The sequence below is a fragment of the Sediminibacterium sp. TEGAF015 genome (assembly GCF_025997995.1).
Classification (GTDB): domain Bacteria; phylum Bacteroidota; class Bacteroidia; order Chitinophagales; family Chitinophagaceae; genus Sediminibacterium.
Map to the genome: position 1 here is coordinate 2232129 of NZ_AP026683.1, position 24911 is coordinate 2257039.

Annotated in this window: 18 protein-coding genes; 6 read left to right on the forward strand and 12 right to left on the reverse strand. The window is 39.2% G+C overall.

Annotated elements, in window-relative coordinates:
• Positions 1-4 precede the first annotated feature (4 nt).
• A complete protein-coding gene (locus TEGAF0_RS10085; protein ID WP_264898055.1) occupies positions 5-1126 on the reverse strand; it encodes a hypothetical protein in 1122 nt (373 codons plus the stop codon).
• Between the two features lie 13 nt (positions 1127-1139).
• Positions 1140-2348: a serine palmitoyltransferase gene (gene spt, locus TEGAF0_RS10090; protein WP_264898056.1), complete on the reverse strand. Its 1209-nt coding sequence runs from the start codon at positions 2346-2348 to the stop codon at positions 1140-1142.
• Between the two features lie 230 nt (positions 2349-2578).
• On the opposite strand from spt, the gene TEGAF0_RS10095 reads away from it, so the two are divergent.
• Positions 2579-4219: a dienelactone hydrolase family protein gene (locus TEGAF0_RS10095; protein WP_264898057.1), complete on the forward strand. Its 1641-nt coding sequence runs from the start codon at positions 2579-2581 to the stop codon at positions 4217-4219.
• A 9-nt stretch (positions 4220-4228) separates the two neighbouring features.
• On the opposite strand, the gene TEGAF0_RS10100 is transcribed toward TEGAF0_RS10095, so the two are convergent.
• From TEGAF0_RS10100 to TEGAF0_RS10125, 6 genes are all read right to left on the reverse strand, one after another.
• Positions 4229-5755 carry an SLC13 family permease gene (locus TEGAF0_RS10100; protein WP_264898058.1) on the reverse strand — a complete coding sequence of 509 codons (1527 nt, stop codon included), beginning with the start codon at positions 5753-5755 and terminating at the stop codon, positions 4229-4231.
• 12 nt (positions 5756-5767) lie between these two features.
• Entirely contained in the window at positions 5768-7087 is a 1320-nt protein-coding gene (locus TEGAF0_RS10105) for a metal-dependent hydrolase family protein (RefSeq protein WP_264898059.1), read from the reverse strand.
• 31 nt (positions 7088-7118) lie between these two features.
• Positions 7119-8471: a GH1 family beta-glucosidase gene (locus tag TEGAF0_RS10110; RefSeq protein WP_264898060.1), complete on the reverse strand. Its 1353-nt coding sequence runs from the start codon at positions 8469-8471 to the stop codon at positions 7119-7121.
• A 3-nt stretch (positions 8472-8474) separates the two neighbouring features.
• On the reverse strand, positions 8475-9533 hold the full coding sequence (locus TEGAF0_RS10115; RefSeq protein ID WP_264898061.1) for a glycosyltransferase family protein: 1059 nt from the start codon (positions 9531-9533) through the stop codon (positions 8475-8477).
• Positions 9530-10387 (reverse strand): UDP-2,3-diacylglucosamine diphosphatase, encoded by an 858-nt coding sequence (locus TEGAF0_RS10120; protein WP_264898062.1) that lies wholly within the window; start codon positions 10385-10387, stop codon positions 9530-9532. The genes TEGAF0_RS10115 and TEGAF0_RS10120 overlap by 4 nt, the downstream gene beginning before the upstream one ends.
• 146 nt (positions 10388-10533) lie before the next feature.
• Positions 10534-11094, reverse strand: a complete 561-nt coding sequence (locus TEGAF0_RS10125) for a polymer-forming cytoskeletal protein (protein ID WP_264898063.1) — start codon at positions 11092-11094, stop codon at positions 10534-10536.
• 220 nt (positions 11095-11314) lie between these two features.
• Between TEGAF0_RS10125 and TEGAF0_RS10130 the strand changes: the two genes are divergently transcribed.
• Both TEGAF0_RS10130 and TEGAF0_RS10135 read left to right on the forward strand, forming a co-directional pair.
• On the forward strand, positions 11315-12040 hold the full coding sequence (locus TEGAF0_RS10130; RefSeq protein WP_264898064.1) for a 3-keto-disaccharide hydrolase: 726 nt from the start codon (positions 11315-11317) through the stop codon (positions 12038-12040).
• 42 nt (positions 12041-12082) lie between these two features.
• Positions 12083-13786 carry a M1 family metallopeptidase gene (locus tag TEGAF0_RS10135; RefSeq protein WP_264898065.1) on the forward strand — a complete coding sequence of 568 codons (1704 nt, stop codon included), beginning with the start codon at positions 12083-12085 and terminating at the stop codon, positions 13784-13786.
• Positions 13787-13841: 55 nt separating this feature from the next.
• Here the strand turns inward: TEGAF0_RS10135 and TEGAF0_RS10140 are convergent, their stop codons facing one another.
• Both TEGAF0_RS10140 and TEGAF0_RS10145 read right to left on the reverse strand, forming a co-directional pair.
• A complete protein-coding gene (locus TEGAF0_RS10140; RefSeq protein WP_264898066.1) occupies positions 13842-15821 on the reverse strand; it encodes an FAD-dependent oxidoreductase in 1980 nt (659 codons plus the stop codon).
• An 11-nt stretch (positions 15822-15832) separates the two neighbouring features.
• Positions 15833-17851, reverse strand: a complete 2019-nt coding sequence (locus TEGAF0_RS10145; protein WP_264898067.1) for a S9 family peptidase — start codon at positions 17849-17851, stop codon at positions 15833-15835.
• Between the two features lie 82 nt (positions 17852-17933).
• Between TEGAF0_RS10145 and TEGAF0_RS10150 the strand changes: the two genes are divergently transcribed.
• Positions 17934-18446, forward strand: a complete 513-nt coding sequence (locus TEGAF0_RS10150) for a hypothetical protein (RefSeq protein ID WP_264898068.1) — start codon at positions 17934-17936, stop codon at positions 18444-18446.
• A 4-nt stretch (positions 18447-18450) separates the two neighbouring features.
• Here TEGAF0_RS10150 and TEGAF0_RS10155 read toward each other — a convergent pair whose 3' ends face one another.
• Positions 18451-19173 (reverse strand): SIR2 family NAD-dependent protein deacylase, encoded by a 723-nt coding sequence (locus TEGAF0_RS10155; protein WP_264898069.1) that lies wholly within the window; start codon positions 19171-19173, stop codon positions 18451-18453.
• 155 nt (positions 19174-19328) lie between these two features.
• Between TEGAF0_RS10155 and TEGAF0_RS10160 the strand changes: the two genes are divergently transcribed.
• Positions 19329-22358, forward strand: a complete 3030-nt coding sequence (locus tag TEGAF0_RS10160; protein ID WP_264898070.1) for a T9SS type B sorting domain-containing protein — start codon at positions 19329-19331, stop codon at positions 22356-22358.
• A 44-nt stretch (positions 22359-22402) separates the two neighbouring features.
• Positions 22403-23386 (forward strand): PorP/SprF family type IX secretion system membrane protein, encoded by a 984-nt coding sequence (locus TEGAF0_RS10165; protein WP_264898071.1) that lies wholly within the window; start codon positions 22403-22405, stop codon positions 23384-23386.
• Between the two features lie 10 nt (positions 23387-23396).
• On the opposite strand, the gene TEGAF0_RS10170 is transcribed toward TEGAF0_RS10165, so the two are convergent.
• Positions 23397-24881, reverse strand: a complete 1485-nt coding sequence (locus TEGAF0_RS10170) for a cryptochrome/deoxyribodipyrimidine photo-lyase family protein (protein WP_264898072.1) — start codon at positions 24879-24881, stop codon at positions 23397-23399.
• Positions 24882-24911: the final 30 nt, after the last annotated feature.

The window sequence follows — 24911 nt, forward strand, 5'->3', positions numbered from 1 at the left end:
TGCTTTAGAAATGTTTGATAAAACAGCGTCTTCGCTTGTGTTGCCTTGCTGGGAAATGATCCCAGATGCTTTGGACTTTTTTATTTTCTTCCAGTTCAGGATTGGATTCAATGATTTTGATTCCCGCTTTTTGATAATTCTTATGAAACTCTCTTAGTACAATAGCATTTACCCCTTTACCCTGTAAAGTTTTATCTATACCTATTAAAAGCAAATCTGCTTCTGTATTTTTCTTTAACGCTTTTAGCAAATGAATAAAGCCGAATGGAAATAAAGAGCCATTGGCTTTTTGCAATGCCTTTGAGAGAGACGGCATTGAGATACCAAAACCTACCAGTTGATTGGCTTCGTTGGCAATCAGTGTGATGCAATCTACTCGAATCATAGAGAAATACATTTTGACATAATAGTCAATCTGTCTTTGAGTTAATTCCACCACTCCATATAATTCTGAATACGTTTCGTTTACCAACTTGAAAACCTCACTGGCGTATGGTTTTAAATGTTTGGTAGACGTCATTGGCACTACATGTAGCTTGTATCTTTTCTCAACCAGATCAGCAATTTTAGCAATGTTCTCAGGTAGTTTTTCGGGTACATTAATTCTGTACTCAACCCAGTCTACTGCTTTTCCATATCCCAACTGCTCCATCATAACAGGATAGTAAGGATAGTTATAAATAGTAGCCATGGTACCAATTTCCTGAAAGCCTTCAATCAGCATCCCTTCAAAATCAAGATCGGTAAAACCCAATGGACCATGAACAGCGGTACATCCCAGCACTTTTGCCCATCCTTCAACTGCCGCTAATAAAGCACGAGGGACTTCAATGTCTTCAATGAAATCAATCCATCCAAACCTTAGGTAATTGTTCTTCCAGGTTTCAACGTATTTTTTATTATAAATAGCTGCTACCCTGCCCACCACTTTTCCATTTTGATAAGCAACCCAGTATTTGGCTTCGCAAAAATCGAATGCCGGATTCTTGGCTCTATTTAAAGTAGCTGCTTCATCAAACCGAAGTTTGGGAATATTATAGGGGTTGCCCTTATACAATACATAAGGGAGATCCAGAAAAGCATTCATTTGCTTTTTGCTGGTAACTTCTTGGATAATTGTTTCCATGTTGGAAATAAAGTTACGCTACAGAAACGTGTCTTGCCAAACCTAATTCGTTGGCAACCATTTGCAGCTTTTCCAACGCGGTATCCAATTGTTCTTTGGTATGTGTGGCCATGATAGACATCCTGATTAAGGAAGAATCACTCTTCACCGCAGGAGATACCACCGGATTCACAAACACACCCTCTTCAAACAAGCGCTGTGTAAACTTGAAAGTAAGGAAGTTATCTCTGATATAGATAGGAATAATAGGCGTTTCAGAAGCACCCATCTCAAAGCCCAGTTCCTGTAAAGCATTTACCATATAAGAGGTATTGCTCCATAGTTTTTCTAGTCTTTCGGGTTCTCTTTGTATAATTCTTAAAGCGGCAAGTGCAGATGCAGTTGCAGAAGGAGGTGTACTAGCACTGAAAATCATCGGGCGTGCCGTATGCTTCAGGTAATTAATCATTTCTTTGCTTCCAGCTACATAACCACCCAAAGAAGCGAGGGATTTACTGAAAGTTCCTACAATTAAATCTACCTCGTCTGTTAAGCCAAAATGATCTGCGGTTCCTTTACCCAGTTTACCCAGCACACCCAAAGAATGAGCATCATCCACCATCACCAGTGCCTGGTATTTCTTTGCTAATTGAACAATTTCAGGGAGCTTACAAATATCTCCTTCCATACTGAAGATGCCATCCACCACTATCATTTTAATAGTGTCCAACGGAACAGTACTAAGCTTTTGCTCTAGGTCCTGCATATTGTTGTGGGCATATTTCAATACTTTGGAAAAAGAAAGTCTGGAACCTTCAATGATAGACGCATGATCCAGTTCGTCTAATATAATCACTCCGTTTCTCCCTGTAATAGCAGAAACAGCTCCTAAGTTGGTTTGAAATCCAGTAGTAAAAGTTAAAGCTGCTTCTTTGCCAATATGTTTGGCTAAGGCGTCTTCCAGCTCAACGTGTAAATTGGAAGTGCCATTCAGGAAACGGGAACCGGAGCAGCTACTGCCGTATTGGTCAATAGCATCTTTAGCAGCTTTTAATACTTCCGGATGATTGGTCAAACCCATATAACTGTTAGACCCAAACATTAAAACACGCTTGCCGCCAATCATTACTTCTGTGTCATTGTTTTTTTCAATTGCACGGAAATAAGGATAAATACCTGCGCTTTTTAATTCGTCCGGTGTAGTGAAGCTTCTAATTTTTTCCAGTAAACTCTCTTGAATCATTCTTTTTACAATTTTGACTTTTCTGATTGAAACGCAGATTTCGAATCAAAAAACGCTGAATAAGCATTTTTATTCAGGCTGAAACATTTGCAAAGGTATTAAATAATAGGAAGTTAACAGTAAAACAATATGAATATCACACGGATTTAGTAGAAATTTACTAAAAAAGACCCCAAAAAGCCCGTTTTCATAAACAAAACGACCATATTTACCCTATAAATTGCAAAAAAATGATTAAAAATCTATTGCTCAGCCTTGCATTGCTTTGCTTAAATTCAGTTGTATTTAGTCAAACCGAAGTAATCTCCTTATATCAAGGAAAAATTCCGGGTTCAGAGAACTGGAACTGGTCGGAAGCTGAAAACACTCAAAATGATTGGGGATTAAGAATCGTTTATAATGTATCTAATCCAACCCTCACTGTATTTAAACCAGAAGAAGGAAAAGCCAATGGTACTTCCGTGATCATTGCACCTGGAGGTGCTTTCAGGGCTTTGTCCATTGACAATGAAGGGTATGATGTTGCAAAATGGTTGGTGAAAAAAGGAATCACGTGTTTTGTATTGAAATATCGTTTGGTTAAAAGTAACACTACCGACCCTGTTACAGAGATGAATGCAATTTGGGGATCTGATAAATTCAATCAACAGAATATGGAGTTAATTCCATTGGCCATTGCCGATGGAAGAGCTGCCATTGCTTATGTTAGAACACATGCCGATGAATTTAAATTGGATCCTAACCGAATTGGCATCATGGGTTTTTCCGCGGGGGGAACAGTAACCGCTGGAACAGCATACGGGTTCAACGAAGCCAATAAGCCGAATTTCATTGCTCCTATTTATGCATACTTTCCAAAAGAACTACAACAGAAATTATTGCCAGGGGCACCTCCCGCCTTTATTCTGGCAGCAACGGATGATCACTTAGAACTCGCTAGCCATAGTATAGATTTATATAGTCAGTGGTTGGCCAATAAACAATCAGCAGAATTACACGTGTATGCTAAAGGAGGTCATGGCTTTGGAATGAACAAACAAAAAATTCCCACCGATGGCTGGATTGAGCGATTCGCTGACTGGTTAGGCATGAACAACTGGTTAACGAAAAGCAGTTATGATCCCGCTTTAGCGGCCTATGAAAAAAAATCTTTTGACTTTAGCACAGATAAAAAATTACCCTATCGAATTTTATATCCTGAAAACTATGATCGGAATAAAAAGTATCCTTTAATCCTGGTGCTGCATGGTGCAGGAGAAAGAGGAAACGACAACGAAAAACAACTGGTACACGGATCCAAACTATTTTTAAAAGCTGAAAACAGAACGCAGTTTCCTGCTATTGTTGTGTTTCCACAATGCCCCTCCGATTCCTATTGGGCTACCTCTTCTATTGACAGAAGCAAGAATCCCATTCAGTTCAGATTCAATTACGACAGTATTCCCAACTGGCCACAGGCCGCAGCTATTGAACTGGTAGAAAAGCTAAAAAAAGAAGAAGCGGTAGACAAGAGCAGGGTTTATATTACTGGTTTGTCTATGGGAGGGATGGGCACTTTTGAAGCAGTGTACAGAAATCCAGGATTGTTTGCTGCAGCAGCACCCATTTGTGGCGGAGGAAATGAAAGCCTTTACAGTGATAAAGTAAAAGAAACGGCCTTTCGTGTATTTCATGGAGATGCAGATGCGGTAGTAAAAGTGGATTTATCCAGAAATATGGTGGCTCGCTTAAAAGAATTAAATGTTCCTGTAGAATACATTGAATATCCGGGCGTAAATCACAACAGCTGGGACAATGCATTTGCAGAACCCGATTTCATTAGTTGGTTATTTAAACACCAGCTGAAAGAAAAAAAGAAGGCTCGTAAATAAATCAAACTTTTAGTGAAGGTTGATAAAATAAGGTTGCAATAGCCAGCAGAACAAAGTAATGATGATGATGCAAACAATATTTAATACAAATCCTGTTTTCATCATGTCTTTAATTTTAACATGACCACTGGCAAATACAATGGCATTGGGTGGAGTGCCCATGGGCAGCATGCTCGCAACACTTGCACCCAATGTCATGGGTATTCCCAGTGAAAGTGGATCCATATTTAAAGCAATGGCAACAGAAGAAATGACTGGAGCCAATACAATGACTTGTGCAATATTGCTCATTACTTCGCTTAAGAAAACAGAAAGAGTTGTTACCACCAAAATCATGACAAGCATATTGGAAGAAGAGAAGGAGGCAATATAAGCTCCTAGTTGCTGCAATAAATTAGCATCTTCCAAAGCTTTAGCCAAAGCAATTCCTCCCCCGAACATTAGTAAAATTCCCCAAGCCATTTTGCTAGTATCTGTCCATTCCAGCAGTCGGTTATGATTTTCATTTTCTTCTTCGGACAATACTGGTTCTTCAACAAGCACCAATTCTTCAGATTTCGCCGAAGCCTCCGCTTTAGCCGATGAAAGGCCCGATGAAATAATAAACAGTGATAATCCCCCCGCCATGGCAATCATGGCATCATCTAGTACAATGGTTTTTTGAAACTCATTAATCAAGTCTTTTGTAACCCAAAAAAACACTGTAGTACAAAATACAATCAATACTCTTTTCTCAGGCAAAGACATTTTACCCAATCCCTTTAATTCAGAAACGATATAGGCTTTACCCTCTACGCTATGTGTGATTTTATTGGGATATAACCATTTTACCATCACCCAATACAAAGAAAAAATCATCACTATGGTCAAAGGCATGAACACAAGCATCCAGTCTGTAAATCCAATGATATAATCAAATCGCTCACTTATATGCGCTACATAAGCAACATTGGGCGGCGTACCAATGATGGTGCCCAATGCAAAATTGGAAGCATAGGCAATAGAGAGCATGAGCACCAGGGAAAAGTTTTTAATGTTGCCGCTAGGGTTGTGGTGCTTGGTGATTACATGTATTACGGAACCTGCAATAGGGAGCATCATCATGGTTGTTGCCGTATTGCTTAACCATAAACTTAAAAAGCAGGTAGCCAGAATAAAACCCAATATAATTCTGTCTCCATTGGTTCCCGTTAGATTGATAATATTCAATGCAATCCTTTTATGCAGATTCCATTTTTCAATAGCCAATGCAATGAAGAAGCCTCCCATGAATAAAAAAATAGTAGAGTCCGAATAAGACTTAGTTACTTCTTTCACACTGGCGATGCCCAGCATTGGAAACAGAACAATAGGAACCAGTGCAACAACGGCCAGCGGTGCTGCTTCTAGCACCCACCATATTATCATGGCAAACGCAATGGATAAAACTGCAACAGCCTTGGGCGCTAACGAAAGGGGATTCAGAAAATAAAACAACAAAGCCACTACTAATCCAATCAGCATGGCGAATTCTTTCTTATAGCGCTTGTATAACATTTGCCTAAGATATTACTTCTTACTGTTTTCGGGGGGATAAACCACGCCGTCTTTCATAATCCATAACGGGTTTCTTAGATGGCTGATATTTTGTAAAGGATCTCCGGAAAAAATTACCAGATCTGCAAAATGACCTGGTTTAATGAAACCAATCTGATCCTGCATGCTCAATGCACGCGCATTGATACTGGTAGCCGCTTTAAGTACTTGTATTGCCGGCATTCCATATTGTACCATCAACTCCATTTCCAGCACATTGTTTCCGTGTTCAAACACACCTACATCGCCGCCCATACCAATGGTTACGCCCTTGGCCATTGCAATGGAAAATGCTTTTCGCTTTTGTTGTATGGCTTCGGGTTCAGGTTCAATGCCTTTTCTCCAACCTTTATACTGAGTTACAGATTCGGTTGCCGCTAAGGTCGGAAAATAAATAGTGCCTTTTTGTTTCATTAGTTCGGCGGTTCGCTCATCCAAAAGATCTCCATGTTCAATCGTTACGGCACCAGCAAGAATTGCTCTTTGCATGGCTTCATTGGTTTTTGCATGGGCCACCATTACTCTCCCGCCACTAACCGTTACTTCATTAATTTTTTTTAACTCGTCTAAAGTAAAAGTAGGAGCAGCTTCTCCATGTAAACCCCACCTGTAGTCGGCATAAACTTTTATCAGGTCAGCACCTTTACCAATTTGATCTCTGGTTACCTTAATCAGATTGTTTCCATCTGCTTCTTCTGCACCCAGCATAATATGCTGGTCAAGGTCAAAACCTTTAGGACCATAAGATCCTGTAGCAACAATGGCTTTACCTGCAACTAGTAATCTTGGACCGGGAATAATACCGTCCTCAATGGCTTTTTTAATAGAAACATCTGCATACCCCGCTCCTTCAGATCCCAAATCTCTGGCAGTAGTAAAACCAGCAAGCAAGGTATTTTTTACATGAACCGTTGCTCTTGCTGTTCTATAGGCGTCAGTTTCTTTGGTTACCTGATCGTCCCAGGCAGTCTTGTTATAAGGATACAACAATATATGGGAATGGCCTTCAATTAACCCCGGCATTAGGGTTGATTCGGGATAATGAACTTCAATGGCACCTGCTGGCTTTGTTAGTTTTTCTTTAGAAGCAACGGCAATAATTTTATTGGCTTTCACAATTACCGCCCAGTTTCGTTGCATCTGTTCGCCGTCAAACACTTTGTCTGCAGTAATATAATATACAGGTGCTTGCGCATTAGATTTAGAGAAGAATTGGGCTATTAAAAGAAACCCACTCAAAAAAACTTTAAAAATGCCCGGATATAAAAATTGGTTTCTGATATTGTTTTTCATGCTACCAATTTACTACAATATTTTAACTCGTTTATTGAGCTAAGAATTGTCTGAACCAATGACCGGAAGCTTTTACTGTTCTTAACTGAGTAGAAAAATCTACATGAACCAATCCAAATGTTGCATGATATCCCTCTGACCATTCAAAATTATCCATTAGCGTCCAGGCAAAATATCCGGCTACGGGTAGCTTATTGTTTTTTGCTTTTAATAAGGCTCGCAAAAATTGCTGGTGATAATCAATCCGTTGCTGATCATCAATAACTCCAGCAACAAGTTTGTCTTTAAAATAAGATCCACTCTCAGAAATAATAATTTTTTTAACGCCCTTATAAGAGGCAAATTGCTCAATAATATTATAAAAACTGTTGGGATTAATTTCCCATCCCATATCTGTAACAGGCAATTTTCTTCTTTTCGCACTTACATCTGTCGCCTGAATAATCGGAATCATTGCATTGTATTTTACTACAACTGGAAAATAATTTTGTATCCCTATAAAATCAAAATCAAACTGCATTTTTTCTTTGTACTTCCAGGCTTTATTGTGCAGATATAATTTATCCATCAATAAAAAATCATCAGAAGGATATCCCAGTCCGAGAGCCGGTTCAATGAATAACCTGTTTAACAGAATATCAATTCTTTTTGCTGCGGCCTTGTCTTTTTCACTTTGTGTAAAAGGAATGATTTCACTGCAGGAAAAACTGGTGCCAATTTCTGCGTCGGCCACATGGGTTCTGATAATTCTTCCTCCTTCTGCCTGTGCCATTACAGCATTGTGAACTGCCGGAAGAAAATTGCTCAGACCCATTTTACCAGGGGCGTGTTTGCCTATCATATAACCCAAAGAAGTAAAACCCATTGGCTCATTTAATACAATCCAATGTTTTACCTTATCACCAAATTCCTTAACACAAACCTGCACATATCGGGTGAACCATTTTAGCATATGCGTGGATGTCCATCCCCCTTGTTTTTCCAATGCCAGGGGTAAATCCCAATGATATAAAGTAACAAAGGGTATCAAGCCCAATTGCAAACACTCATCAATAACCTGATGATAAAACAAAACACCCTCTGCATTAACCTTTCCTGTTCCTTCAGGAAGAATTCTACTCCAGGAAATAGAAAATCTGAATACACGAAAGCCCAACGCCTTAACCAGTAATAAATCATCCTTGTACCGATGATAAAAATCGCAGGCACTGGTTGGTTGGTGACCGCTTTTAATTTTTCCAACTTTTCTTGCAAAATCATCCCAGATAGATGGTCCTCTTCCGCCCATCTTTGCTGCGCCTTCGTTTTGAGCAGCAGCTGTAACTACTCCCCATAAAAAATCATTACCAAAATCGCTGGCTTTAACAGGTATTGAATCAAACAAGTCTTATAATTTAAAGGAAAGTTGAGGTAGGTTAATCATATCGATGCGTTCGGCATCTTCTAAAATACCGGAAGGCCTCTCTGCAACTTCCATTAGTTTTTCTATTAGACCACTAGTAGAATTCTGCAAAGAAAAAGACACCTGCTGCGGTGCATTAAGCCAGCACTCCAGTTTTGAAGTAAAATCTTCCTTAATTGCAGGTAATATGGTAACACCCAGTTTTTCTAAAGCAGCTGCATTGCAAAGCTGCTCATATTGTCCTTTTATAGGTATGCACAATAATTTTTTCTTCAGATACATGGCTTCTGCAGGAGTTTCAAAACCAGCTCCGGTAATAACACCGGCAGCATCAATTATACTCTGCGTAAAGCCATTATTGCTGATGGGCATCCATTGAATATTGGACTGCTGAATGGGTTGCTTTATTTTTTTACTGAATACTTGAAATTGCACAGAAGTAAATTTTGAAAAATGCTGCTCCAGCACCTCATCGCTATAATGAGAAAGATAAACAGTAATATGCCCCTTGTTTGTAGGATCAGCTTTCAGTACTTGTTCTTTGATTACTGGTGCATGAATAAAGGAATCATAGTTTTCAAAATGCAAGCCAATATAATCACTGGCAGTGGCATAATTTTGTAGTATAAACTCACCCAGCACTTCTTTTTTATTTGGACGAGGCGTGTAATTACTTTTAAAACTTGCCTGATGACCCAACCCAATTGAACAAACTTTTTTTAATTTACAAGCGAGAGAGGTAATACTCTCAAAATCATTGATAACAAAGTCGTATTTGTCTACTGGTAATGAAGAAGCTTCTTTAAGTATCTGCAAAGGAGAAAAGGATTGCAGCATTTTAGTATAATTCAATCCACCCTTGTTGCCATAAAAAAGACTTAACCCCTTGCTTTTGTAAGCTACCGGTAAGGCAGCTGGCAAATGACTGTTGCTCCCACTTAAAAATACATCTACCTGACCCATTTTTTGTAGATAAGGCAGCAACTCAATTGCTCTGGCTATATGGCCATTGCCAGTTGCCTGAACTGCATAGAATATTTTCATGGCTGAAGTATTAAAGAGTTTAAAAACAAACTCACTTCATCTGTAATCACATTCAGTGTTGGTGCTGTTGTTTTCTTATTTGTTAATTCCTGATTGGCTGCTGCAAAAGTCTTTGGGTCATAATGATAAACCGTCCATTCATGCTGATTATATTCCAGTGCAGTTAAATTTTCAACCCAGTCTCCGCTATTCATATAAACCACTTTGCCTTCCTGTGTTTCCACTGTTCTTACCTGTGGCTGATGAATATGACCGCAGATTACATAATCGTATTTTTTAGAAATAGCTAATTCGGCGGCTGTCTGTTCAAAATTTCCTATCCAAGAAACAGCTTGTTTAACACTGGCTTTCACTTTTTTGCTAAGGCTCATTTTTTCTTTTCCTGCCAGCCGTAAAAAGTAATTGATGAATCGATTCAGCAAAATCAATAAGTCGTAGCCATGTCCTCCCAGTTTTGCCAGCATTTTTGCACTCCCTTTGGTAGTTGCGTCAAAAACATCCCCATGAAAAATCCAGGTCATTTTGCCATCAATTTCCATGACTACTTTATCTGTCAATTTAAAATTACCCATCTCTACATCACTGTATCGGCGAAGCATTTCATCGTGGTTACCAGTGATATAAATCACCCTTGTACCATTGCTGACAAGGTTGATAATTTCTTTAATGACCTGTAAATGGGAAGTTGGAAAATATCTTTTACTAAACTGCCAACCGTCAATAATATCGCCATTTAATATTAAGATTGTCGGGTTTATACTTTTTAAGTATTGGAGAATTTCTGTTGCATGGCATCCATACGTTCCTAGATGCAAATCGCTCATAACAACAACGTTTACAGAGCGTTTTTCCATGGGTAGTGTTTTTCAAAATTCCCTATTCCATATTAACCCAGGGTTAAGAAAACATTACGCTAACGTTAATTATAAAAAAGAAAAAGCTGTCTTATTAGGACAGCTTTTTCAGATTTGGGTATTGAATATGATTACAAAAATCTACCTTATTTGGCAACACCATTGGCCATGCCATTGGTTGCGGCAGTTGGAATACCATTAGCTGCAACAGGAATAGGCTTAGATGGTTCTTTAATTAGCTCAGGTAATTTTACTTTTTCCTTTGCCGCTAAATTATCTTCATAAATCTTAATTAAACTTGGCAAATTAGGATCTGAACTTAGTTTCTTATCTACATCAATGGTTTCAATGATTTGCTTAATCTTATTGATTGTATTGGTATCGGGTACACTAATGATACAATCTAAGTCAGTCATTTCATCATTCTCAAAACGGTAGGTGTAAACTCTGCCGGAAATCTGACAGCCCTGCTTTACCTGTACTTTACCTGTACAAAAAATATTTCCACTGAATTTACCGGACAATACCAATTCAGAGCAAATCAAGTCGCCATTGAACACGGAATTGGCCTCTAAAATCACTTTCTGCTTAGACAAAAGAGTTCCGTTAATACTGCTTTCAATTTTCATTGAATGCTTGGTCTTAAAATGACCTTCCATAAAAACCCCATCGGGTAAGGTAATCAATACCTGGCTTTGATCTATCATAACGCAATGTTTTTAGGTAAAGGGGGAAGACGAATCTAATCAATTATTCCCCAAAACAGGATAAAATATGATAAAAAATTATATTTTGTATATCTGGTAGGGAGGAGTGCCCTCTATTTTCGGTGAGCAAGAGAAAAGGATTGTCTCATTTCCTTATCACTCTTCTCGTAAACTAAACTAACTTAGTTACCAACGAATCTTCTCAACCCAATTCAACAAAATGAAATTCACCTCCTTGATTGCTGCTATTATTATTTGCTTTTGCCTGGCCTGCTCCAGTTCTACACAGGAACCTAATATTTTATCTGAAAAAGAAAAAGCCGAAGGATGGGTTTTGTTATTTGATGGTAAAACCACCAATGGCTGGCATATGTTCAGCAAACCTGAGATGAAGCATAGCTGGAAGGCAGTAGATGGGGAATTAACAACGGTAAGTACTGATACCACAGGTACACATGGCGATATTGTTACCGATGGGGTATATGAAAATTATGAACTAGTTTTTGAATGGAAGATTGCACGTGAAGGAAATAGTGGCGTATTCATTAACGTACAGGACGATACCAGCTATATGGCAACCTGGGCAACTGGTCCTGAATACCAGTTGTTAGACAACCCCAATATGCAACCTGGCTACCTGGATGGTGGAAAAAAGGGGGCGGGTGCCCTTTACGGTTTAGCTCCCATCAAAAACAAAGTTGAACCCAAACCTGCAGGAGAATGGAACCAAAGCAAAATTGTACAGGTAAATGGCAAGATCAGTTTCTGGTTAAACGGTATACAAACAAGTGAAGCACAAATAGGATCTGAGGAATGGAATAAAATGGTGGCTGGAAGTAAATTGGCGATATTCCCCGATTTCGGAAAATCAACCAAAGGTCATATCGGATTACAAGACTGGTCTAAGGGCGTTTCTTTCAGAAATATCAAAATCAAAACACTTTAATTCATTTCACTTAATTAATTCCGATCACTTAAAAGCATCCTTATGATATCTCATAAACCCAATCGTTTAATAAAATGCGCTCACATTATTGCTGCTGTTGGTTTTGTTACGCTTACACAAATATTCACTTTGCCCAATAGTTACGGACAAATGAATAGCACAGAAACAAACTCTGTTCAGAAAACAGATATTGGCAAACTATCATCTGGAGGCAAATTGAAACCGGTTCAGGCCAATATGGATATTAGAAAATATAGTCTTAACCTGGATGTAGATATTGCCAATAAATTCATCAAGGGCAATACCACCGTAAATCTACAATTGAAAAATGCGGCAGACACCATTTTGTTAGACCTGATTCAACACTTCCATATTGAAGCAATTAAAGTAGATGGCAAACCGGTTTCCTTTGATCACAAAGAAGAAAAGATTTTCATTAAGGGAAATGGATTCGACAAAACCAATCAATTTGGCGCGGGCAATCATAGCGTGTTCATTGCCTACAGTGGTAACCCACCTGAAGCCATAAGACCACCATGGCTAGGTGGATTCACCTGGGCTAAAGATCGTTCAGGAAATGACTGGGTTTCAATCAATATTCAGAAAGAGGGGGGAAGAATGTACTTTCCTTGTAAGGACCATCCCAGTGACGAACCCAACGAAGGCGTTGAAATGAATATAACAGTTCCTAAAGGCTTAACTGTTGCAGGTCCGGGCCTCTTACAAAAAACAGTTACAAAAAAAGACAAGACCAGTTTCTTCTGGAAAACCAATTATACCATCAGTAATTATTGCGTATTATTCAATATTGGAAAGTATGCCGTAGTAAAAGATAGCTATACCACTATAAACGGAAATGTGGTACCTATTGAATATTATATTCTGGAAGAAGATATTGCCCAGGCTAAAAGAGTAATTGAAGCCAAAAAGCGCGATAGTAAAATCTTAGAAAAATATTTTGGAGAGTATCCCTGGTACAAAGAAAAAATTGGCATTGCTGCTGTTCCGAATTCTGGTATGGAACACCAAACCATGATTACTTTCGACAATAAGTTTATTTTCACAACAGTCGGTGGCCAGGAGTACTCTGCCAACCTGTTTCATGAATATGCGCACGAATGGTGGGCTAATAAAGTAACCAATAAAGACTGGGCTCATATGTGGATTCAGGAAGGTATTGGTACCTATGCAGAAGCATTAGCCATGTATGAATTGGGAGGCCAGGATGAGTACAATAAGATTATTGCAGCCCACAAAAGAGGAGTTCGTTATAAAAAACCATTGGTGGGTGGTGAAGAATTATCTGAAGATGAAACCTATGCTGGAAATGATATTTATACAAAGGGCTCTTTTTTCATGCACAGTCTTCGTTATGTATTGGGAGACGATGTATTTTTTAAAACGCTGAAGCAACTGGCTACAGATGAAGCATATACTTATGACAACACGGTAACCACCACCGATGTGGAACAACTATTCAGCAAAGCAGCCGGCTATTCATTAAAACCCTTTTTTGATTTTCATTTACGAACAACACAGTTAATGGAAGTCTCTATTAAGGAAACCGGTTACCAGCAATATCAGATTAAACCCCTGAATTATTTCATGGATCTTCCTTATGAAGTTACCATCAATGGAAAGCCTAGTAGATTGACAATTGGAAAAGAAGGAGTTACCGTTAAAAGCGCTAGCCTTCCTTTGGTAGATGCAGCAGGGTATTATTTGAAGAAGCTTACAATTCAATAAAGCGCAAATTAATTAGCGTTTTCAACGCAGTTAGCTATTGGTTGTTATACTGTATTTAATTTAAAAGCTGACCTAGATAATTCACTTCTCTATTATTGAAAGGATCAATGGTTGCATTCAACAACACAGCCAACTCTAATCGGGTAATTGGCATGGATGGATCAAAGTAGCCTAACTTCCATTGTATCCAGGCTTGTTGAATTTGTGCAGTGAATATTTTTTTATCGGAAAAATTCCAATCAATTCGATGATTTGATTTGGCATTGTTGTTTTTTGCATCAGTTAGATTAGTACTAGTAGTAACCCCATTTCGCGATTGCTTATCATTAGCTTCTTTTAGAATAAAATCAATAGTTTCTGAGAGAGTGATTCTTTTTGGTGATATATCCTCAATGGTAAAATAAGGCGCAATGTCTTTTACCAATTCTGCTCTGTTCACTAATGAGTCTGGATGAAAATACGTTCTGTTGGCCCAACCCGTAGGTACTCCCTGTCCTTTCAGTATTCCGGTTGCCCCAATTTTCTGCACCGCATCAAAATGCGGATGCGAAACAGAAATATCAAAATAAGGCATGATATACGCATTGCTGGCAAGCAATGCGGATTGTACTTTTCTTACGGATACTTTTGATGCTTGGATATTTTCTTTTGCGGCAGTAGCAGCTAAGGTTCCCGCTGCTTGACCAATTAGTAAAGCAATGGCCTGTAATCGGGTTGTACCATTCACCACATTGGAAACACTAATGCTTTTTTCAGCTACAATGAGTCCATTGGTATTTACAGGAATCAATGCACCCAACGGAATATTAAAAGAAGGTACTCCATAAAAATCAAGGTGTTGTGGTGCTTCCGGATTTTTCTTATGATGATGATCAATCGGGTAATCGCCTACTGCAATGCCAGTTCTGTACAGTGGGTTCTCCAATTGAAAGGGTTTGGAAATATGATGAACATCCATTCTCACCAATCCCTTAACCCTTCTGCTTTCGCGATGATAGGGAATGATGGGAAAACGATCCGGTGTTGGATACTCATCATCGGCAAAACCGAGCTGCTTAAACCCTAACTGATGTTGAATAAAATAAACAAAGCGCAACGTTTGCTCATTGGCTTTTTGCAATGCGCTGTTTCGTTCGGCCTCGTTCAACTCAACAACATTCAAATAAATATCATTGCCATAACCCGGCCAGTTGATCATGTATTTATTATTCGGCAACTTTCCATAGTTCAGCATTTTTTGTGCATCTACATTCGGTTTTTGCCTTTTCTTATTCATATAATAGTCGGTACAGGCACCATCAAATTCTGCGGGATCATAATTGGGGGGTCGCACAATGGTGCAGTCTTTTCCAACACCATAATCTTTCAGAATGGCTACATAGGTAATATCCTGTACAATATTATTACTGGGACCCTTGTGTACATTCTCTTTAGTAATATCATTCGATTCCATTCCCAAATCATATGCTACACCAGCATTGGCCAGTACATCTCCCAACTCAGTGGCATCAATCAACTGCTTTGCATAAATAATAATCCGTTCTCCTGTTTGAGTATGTGTAAACTCAGCACCTTTAATCCCTCGGTTTTCTGTAATGACTTTATTAAAGCGAAGCTGATATTTTAAAGAAAGGTTGTTAGTGGCTGCGGCCATTCTTTTGAAAATGCTATCGCCCACATGTGGTTCAAACAAGGTATTACTCACCCATCCGGTGGAAACTTTATTAGGACCTCCATACACTTTGTATAAGGCAGAACGAAACTCGCCGAAGATTCCGGAAGGCAGATTGTGATTCCCGTCAAATGCGCAGACACCGGCTGCTGTAATCATTCCTCCCAGCCAGGTACTGGGTTCGGCTATAATGGTTTGTGCACCCATTCTGGCAGATTGAATGCCAGCGGCAATTCCGCTGGCACTCGCACCTACCACCAATACATCGGTTCTAAAAACTTGTTGCCCATGAGTTGATTGTATTGCCAACATAAAAAGGAATACAAAAGTTCCTCTAACTAATATTCGCGTGAACCAACTCATATGCCTGTTTTTTATTTAAGGTATTTATTAAACCAGCTAATATATCTGTCAAAACGATCTTTTATATAACTGGGCACTGAAATACCATGGAACTGTCCAGGATAAATGATCAGTTCTGTTGGGGTTCCTATAGAACGAAGCGCTTGATACATTTGCTCTGTTCCTACAGATGGCACATTAAAATCTTTTTCGCCCACCATGAACTGTGTAGGCGTTTTAATTTTATCAGCCTGCAAGAATGGATAAGATATTTTTAAATAGCGATCTATATTTTTCCAAGGGGCACCAAGTTCATTATCGTATTGATTGATATATTGATCAACGCCATATAAAGAAGAAACCATGGCAACCCCCGCACCACTGCTGGCGGCTTTGAATCTTGTATCGGTTGCAATTAAATAGTCGGTTAACATCCCTCCATAACTCCAGCCAACAATACCTAATTTGTCCTTATCGGCCCAGCCCTTTGCAACTACATAGTCTACAGCACCATGAATATCTTTTACTTCTTTATTACCCCAGTCTGCGCTGATGGTTTTGGAATATTCCCATCCTCTGCCACTGCTTCCGCGGTAATTCACTCCTACAACCATATAACCAGCACCGGATAACATTTGTCTCGTTAAATCAAATCCATATTCGTCCTGTGCTACAGGTCCGCCATGTATATAAAATAAGGTTGGTAGTTTTTGTGTTGCAGAAACACCAGCTGGTCTGAAAGCAATGCTTGATACATTGGCACCATCCACACTGGTAGAACTGAACCCCTCAACAGAAGACAATTCTAGTGGTGCAACAAATTCGTCCTGGTGTTTGGTAAGCCTTCTCGGAATTCCATTTTCAACTGCATACAATTCAGTCGGCAGTTGCGGTTCACTCATAGCAGCTAGCCAGTTATTGGGACTATGTGCTTGAAGAGCAGAATAGGCTTTTTTACCACCAGCAACTTTTGTTAGTCCACCTGTAGCCAAGTTAAACTGACCAATATATCTTTCTCTATCATCTGAAATTAAAACAGCAATCTGCGATCCGTCTTTGGTAAACTTAATATTGCTTACAGGTCTATCCAGTGATTTTGATAAGGGCTTGGGGGCACTTACTCCGCTGGCATCCACAACATGCAAAATCATTTGTTGATAAGCCGTGTAGCCTTCTGTTGAAGAACTTAAATAGGCAATGGTTTTGCTATCTGGACTCCACACGGGGCTTTCATCTTCTCCGGGCCATTTTGTCAATTGCCTGGCTGGCGCTTTGGGCTTGGCTTCCATTACAAAAATATCGGTATTGATATTTCTATCAGGATCTGCAGTGGTGTTGCTCACAAAAGCAATTTGCTTTCCATCTGGGCTGAATACGGCACCGGTTTGATCAAACTCGCCGCTGGTTAATGTGTCTATTTTATTGCTGGCAACATCTAACAGATACAAGTGAATGGGATCTCTTTTGGTGATATAACCTACCACATCCTGTTTAAACTTATAACGATCAATTACAATGGGCTTTGGTGTTTTAGGCTTGGAGGTATCCGCCAGTGTTTTGATGGTCATCAAAATTTTTTTGCCATCCGGACTCCAGGAATAATCCATTAAGTTGGTCTTCAAATTTGTCAGCTTCTTGCCTTCTCCACCCAAACGATTCATTAACCAAATTTGTGCATTGGTTTCTCCATTACGGGAAGAAACAAAGGAAAGATATTTCCCATCCGGGCTCCAGCGTGGCTGCGATTCCGCATCTGGGCTATTGGTTAGTTGAATGTTTTGTTTGCCATCCCAGCTTACCATCCAGATATCCGTATTGCGCTTGTTCTGTGATGAATCAACAGAGGACAATGTGTAGGCAATCCAAGTTCCTTCTGGAGAGACCTGTGGATCACCCAAATTTTGTAAACGATATACATCCGATGGCTGGATTTTTCTTTTGGAAGACATTGTTGCTTTGGCAGCCTGACCTTCGTTAGATGTTTGTGCATCTGACGAATGAAGCAGACAGCCCATTGCCGCAAATAGCAGGTACTGTTTTTTTAAATTCATGATTGAGATTTTAGGGGAATAAGAACTTAAATATAATTCATTTGAGAAAAGATTTCTTTAATACATTCACTAAAAATTACAGATGAGATATTGGTTGACCTTGTTTTCTTTAATGGTGGCATTGAACCTTTTTGCTCAAAAAAAAATTGACCGTACAACTTCATTTAATCTGAGCGGCACTATCAAAAACAAAGGGGTAATCAACTATCAGGATATTCTGGCTTGCAAATCTTATGAACTGGGAACTTTGTCACTGTTGAATCATGCCGGCGAAAAACGAAGCACTTTAACCAAATTAAAGGGAGTTCTTTTGAAAGATGTATTGGAAAAATTAGAATATGAAACACCGGGACCCAGAGAACTTTCAGAATTTTATTTTACCATTATAGCAAGTGATCAATACAAAGTAGTCTATTCCTGGAATGAGCTATTCAATTCGCCAACCGGAAATACAGTATACCTGATTATAGAAAAAGAGGGGGTGAGCATAGATAAAATGGAGGATGCCATCTTACTAGTAAATACTTCCGATTTTAAAACAGGCAGAAGACATGTTAAGGCTGTGAGCCAGATTATTGTTTCACGGGTAAAATAAGCGTTTAGAAATACATCTTACAAAATTCAGTAGCCGTTGACTGAATGATTTCAACGCCCGGTTGAAAAAAAGAAGGAGCTGGATTGGGGTCCACAACCATTATTCTTTTCTTGGCAAACAATGCTTCCTGCAAAGCGCCATAAGTAAAACCCACCGAATTGGAAGTGCCAATGAAAATAATGGTAGACGCTTCTTCCAGCCACTGCTGAGCCTTGCTGTACTGATACAGTTCTGTATAATATTCATCAAATAGTAGAATATGAGGGCGCATTGAGTTTTGTTCATCAATGCTGCCGTCTTTCCGTATTCGAAAAAGATCAAATAGCTCCCGTTCCAGATGCGATTCGTCTACCGTATTCCATTCTGCTAAAACCAGTTCACTCCGATCAATTGCTTGTATGGTTCTTTTGAAATTTATATTCCCATGAATTTCAATCAGTTTATCGGTTGCATGAGCTGCTTTATGGTGAAGGTTATCTATATTCTGCGTAATCAGTTTAACATTGCTTACCGCCAATATTTCATGGGCTTTATTAGGCAAAGCATCTTTACAACTTACAAAGCGGTGGTAATACCATTGCAAGAAGACGCTGGTATTGGTTCTGAAATTTCGATAGGTTGCCATTTCAGTTGGATTCTCATTCCACAAACCATTCTTGCCCCTGAAAGGCTGAATTCCTGATTCTACAGAGATACCCGCACCTGTTATGACAACTGTATTTTGCATATTTAAAAATAGACGTAAAAATGATACAATAATGATTGAAATAAATAGAAATTCAATACGTTTATTCTGCTAGATAGGCTGCAATTAATCGTTCTCTTGCATCTAAAGCAAACAAGCATTTATTTTCATTTACAAATCCAAGTTCCCCCCCACTCATGATAAACCGCTTTTTATTCCTCGTTTTATTTTTTGGGTGGATTAGAGCAGAAAATCTTCAAGCACAAGTGATGTGCGGCTATGATTTAGGAAGAACCGACTCAGCAAAGGCAAAACTTTTTCAGGCAGAAGAAGAGAAAATGAATCGTGCCATACAAGTACAGATTGCGAAAGAACGTTCTAACAGAATGGTCAACGGCCAAATCCGCAGTCAGTCAACCGGAAAAATAAAGTCGACTGCTACACCACTGCCTCCAACTGTTTACATCCCTGTTGTATATCATATTATTGATGCAGACCCTTTCTCTATTACAGATGCCATGGTGCAGGCTAGTCTGGATGATCTGAATAGGGCTTATGCTCATATAGGTGCGTATAGTGTTGATCCATTGGGCGAAGACACCCGCATACAGTTTCGATTGGCACAAAGAACACCCACAGGGGAAAAATCCAATGGGATTAATCGTATCAAATCTTTTTATGACAGTGTAGATGTTGATTTAGAAGATGCAGCTCTCAAAAATCAAATAAAATGGGATCCTTCCAGATATGCGAATATTTGGGTAGTGAAAAAAATTAACGGAGAAATTCAACCCAGCCGTTTTGAATGTGGTCAATGGACAAGAATGGCGTATGGTGGTTATGCTTCAGCAGGCGGGGGCATGGTAGTTGCAGGATTAAGCACTGCTGTTCTTGCTCATGAAATGGGGCACTATCTTTCTTTACTACATACTTTTCAAGGAACCAACTGTGCCAACAATGACTGTAGCTTAGATGGAGATAGGGTTTGCGATACTCCTCCCGATAGAAGTACACTAGGCTCTCCCTGTAACAATCCTGAAAACTCTTGTGGTACCGATACACTCTCCGGACCATTTACCGTTGATGTTCCAGATAATATTTCCAACTTCATGGATTATGGAACAAGCTGCCCTTCTGTGTTTACTCCAGGTCAGGGAGAAAGAATGCGGGCTTTTCTGGCTGTGTTTAATGGAGGAAGCTTATTGGTTAGCGACGGCGCCAATCCCCCTTGTTCCGACAATATCAATGCGCTTTACGAAATAACCAATAACCCCTTTCCGCTCATAGGTACTAGCGTTGATTTTACCAATCGGTCTGTGGGTGCAATTAATTATGAGTGGTGGATCAAAGACCTGTCTTCTGGTGTTGAAAGCATATTGGGAACCAACGCAAACCTGAGTCATCTATTTGCAGTTGCAGGCACTTATCAAATAAAACTTAAAGCCTTCAATGCTACAGGAACCTGCTCCAGCAGTTATTATACACAAGTGATAGTGAGTTGTGGTACCGTTGCCAGATTTTCACCAGACAAACGAATCGTTGCTTCCAGAACGGGCTTATATGAAGACACGGTTACTTTTAAAAACCATTCTGAAAATGCAGATAATTTTCAATGGTATATTAAAAACAATACAACAGGGGTTCAACAGCTCATCAGTACTTCTGTTGACTTGCAATATTCCTTTCCTTCCGCTGCTTTGTATTCTATCTGGCTAATAGCCAGTAAAGGGGCTTGTACTTCTACTTCACAAACATTTTCCTTAAATGTTACAGAAGCAACCAGTGATGCAGTATTGAATTTGTATGGTGTTAACTGCTACAAAAACGATTCTATCCGTGTATTCTTTGGCATTACAAATATTGGTGTTGACACCATTCCTGCAGGAACAGTTGTTCGTTTTTACAACAGAGATACTGCACAAGCAGGACGTGTGCAAATGGATTCGGCTTTTAAAATACCCGCTGATATTTTAGGAAACTGTTCTGCATTTTATGTTCATATTGTAAAAGCAGATCGCAACCGCTCTGATTCTATTTACCTGGTGCTTGATGAAGAAAATACAATTAAAGAAATTAGTAAAACCAATAATAGAAGGTCAAGAACTTTATTCCAGCCAACCCGCAGTATAAGTCCGAAAGACACAACGGTATTTGTGAACAGTACACAAAGTTTCAAACTAAATTATGCTCCCGATGCATTAAGTTCTATTTCCTGGACAAGTAGTGCAGGAAATTTCAATTGTGCTACTTGTGTTAACACTTCCATGAAAATTGTTGACACCACCTATCTTAAAGTGAAAACACTCACACAGTTTGGCTGCGAAGATTCAGCAACTGCCGTTGTTAAGGTTTTCCCTAACGACCTTGCAGGTTCTGCGCCTTCGATTTATTGTTATAAAAACAATGACAGTGTTCTGGTAAAAACGAAAATCTGTTTGTTAAATGGATACGAAAAGCTCACAAGAAATATTAAAGTGCAGTATTTTGATACTGTAAAAACGATGGCTGGAGCAAAATTGCTACACGAATCGATAGTACCCGCTTCTACTGTTTTTACAAATAGCTGTGCAACCATTGAACATCATTTTTCAAGAAAGGGGGCTTCGGCTATTTATGTATATATCAATCCAGACCTAGCTATTTATGAAGATCAGGTTAACAACAATTCGGTTTCCATTCCATATACCATTTTTAAAATTGGGGTCCCCGTAAATCAGATTTCCATTGCCCGCGGAGACCCTTATCAACTTTCGATTCTGCAATTAGGAGAACCTGTTACGAATATTATGTGGACACCCGGTTTTGCCCTTAATTGTACGAATTGCTATGCACCCATATTAAGCACCAATTCTTCAACTATGGTAAATGTGCTGGCTGGCAGCCTGTATGGTTGTAAGGATTCTGCTTCCATTGCAGTAAACGCTTATTTTCAGTCACATTTAATTTTGCCTACTGTGTTTACGCCCAACGGTGATGGTAAGAACGATTATTTTTATGTGATTGCAGGAAAAGATGTTATAAAAGTTAGAACCTTTACCATCATGAATCGCTGGGGAGCAGTGGTATTCAACAAATCCGGTACCCTACCGAATAGTTATGCTGATGGATGGGATGGAAATTACAATGGAAAACCAGCAGAAGCAGGTACTTATATTTATCAATTGATTGTTGAGTTGAGTGATGGAACCACGGAAACACGCAAGGGAAATATTACTTTATTACGATGAGGCTTAGGAAAAGATATTTAATTAAATGGGCACTCAGCATATGTTTGACCGCATGCTGCAGTGATGACTTATTTGCACAGGACCCTCAGTTCTCTCAGTTTTTTTCGTCTCCCTTAACTTTGAACGCGGCACTAACCGGAAATTTTAATGGAACAACAAGATTTGTAGGAAATATCAGATCTCAGAATGCGGATTATAACAATGCCTATAATACCAAAACAGCATCTGTAGATTTTAATATGCTTGGCAATCGGATCAAACAATTCGATCGCCTAAGTCTTGGTGTATTATTCCTTTCGGACCAAACAGGCAACAAAGTACTTACCAATAATCATTTGGGAGTGTCCCTCGGTTACCTGAAAGCGTTGGATGAAGAGCAGAAAAGGTCTTTTTCTATTGGGTTTCAGGCGAGCTATAATAACAAGAGATTCAACGCTGCAAATGCATTGTTAGAAGATCAAATTACTTCGGGGGGAATTATTAATGTAAGCGGAGATAATTTGATAAACAATGGGTTGAGCAAATCTGCACTTGATGTAAACGCTGGAATTCTTTACCAATATGCACCCACCAACGAGCATCTATATTATATTGGAGGGGCGCTGTTTAATATACTACAATCTCAGAAGGGATTTGGAAATAACACAACTGCTGTACCCTTAAGAAAAACGATTCATGGGGGCATGATGAGTCCTGTGGGGTATGCAGGAACATTTCATGCTAGCTTTCATTTACAGCAACAAAAAGGATTTAATCAATTACTGATAGGTGCGGCTTATAGTCACTATCTTAAAGATATACTCAATGCCTATGTTGAATTATATGCAGGGGCATGGTATAGAAGCGATGAGACGGTGATTCCTTATATTGGAATAGAATGGAATTACTGGCGTCTAGGATACACGAACGATATTAACTTTAGCCATCAGATAACAGCAGGTCAGTTAAGATATTCTAATGAACTGTCTTTGTATTATACTTTGAACAAAGACAGAAGTGGGGCTAAATTTAAGTGCCCTGTTTTTTAGACACTTCATACTACTTTCTGATTGAGTTTGTTTGATTTTTATTTCGAGTATGCGTAAATAGAATCCTTTCCGTTTCTTGTTTTACCAATAATTCTTTTCGGTGATTCCATATTTTATCTCTCGCATTTCTTCCGGCTTTAGTAGCGTCTACAATAGGGAATGGATAATCTTTTCCGATGATGGTATTGCTAAGTTGCTGTTCCATCATGCTCATCTTATACGGCTCATGAATAAATGCTGCCGGAACAGTTTGTAATTCAGGAACCCATTTTTTTATAAACGTCCCTTCGGGATCATGATCGCCGGATTGCTTAATGGGGTTATATATCCGAATAGTATTCACCCCGGTAGTACCTGCCTGCATTTGAAACTGGGGATAATGAATGCCGGGTTCGTAATCTAAAAATTGTTTCGCCAGATGATGCGCACCCCATCTCCAGTCTTGGTAAAGATGGTGACATAAAAAGGAAACCAGCATGGCACGCATCCTAAAATTAACCCAACCAGTTGTAATCAAACAACGCATACAGGCATCTACCAATGGAAAACCTGTTTTACCTTCTTCCCATGCTTTGATAAAAGTTTGATTGGGGGGATGTTCTAGCAGTTCATACCCTTTGTTGATACATTCAAACTCATATCTCCCCTCTACTTCAAATTTTTGAATAAAATGACAGTGCCATTTTAAGCGGGTGATGGCGTTGCTGATAGGACCCTTGAAGGAAGAGGTTTTTTGTGCTTCATGCAACGCCTGATAAGCTTGTTTTATACTCAGGTTACCCCAGCTGATATAGGGCGATAGACGGGTACAGCTTTTTCTGCTCTCTTTTGGCTTACTGATATGTTTACTATAGAATCGTCCTCTATCAGTAATAAAGGTTTGCAAATATCGATGGGCATTTTCTTCTCCTGCTGGCTGAAATGCTTTGGCGTAATCTTGCAATAGATGCTGTAACTGGATTGGAATCGTATATTTTGATTCAAAGAAAGGAAGTGAATTGAGGCTGTACCCATTTTGAATTATGGGTGCATGCATGCTTTTATACCAATTTTTATCCCAGTCCTTTCTATTTTTAATCCCTCGGATAATTCCATCTCGTTGAAACTCTATCCATTCAATTTGATGTGCTTTGCAATACGCTTTTACCTTCTTGTCTCTATCATACGTAATTTGGATACCCGACTCTTGATAGCTATAAATATGTTGAATTTTATATTGCTCCGCAATCTCTTCAAATGCATCAATGGCTTCTGCGTAAAAGATAGTTACCCTTCTTTTATAGACGGATAAAATTTTATTCATCGCGCATACAGAATGATACTGAAATTGTAAATGCCTAGCACTGGTATCGGTGTATTGAATGATAGAAGGCTCAAATAAAAAAACGATTAAATACGGTAGGCCCGCTTGCTCAGCAGCATTCAAGGGTGTGTGATCCTGCGTTCGCAGATCTCTTTTTAGCCAAACAAGGTTAATAGATTTCCGATTTTCCACTTCTCAATAACACTAAAAAGGAGGTTTGGT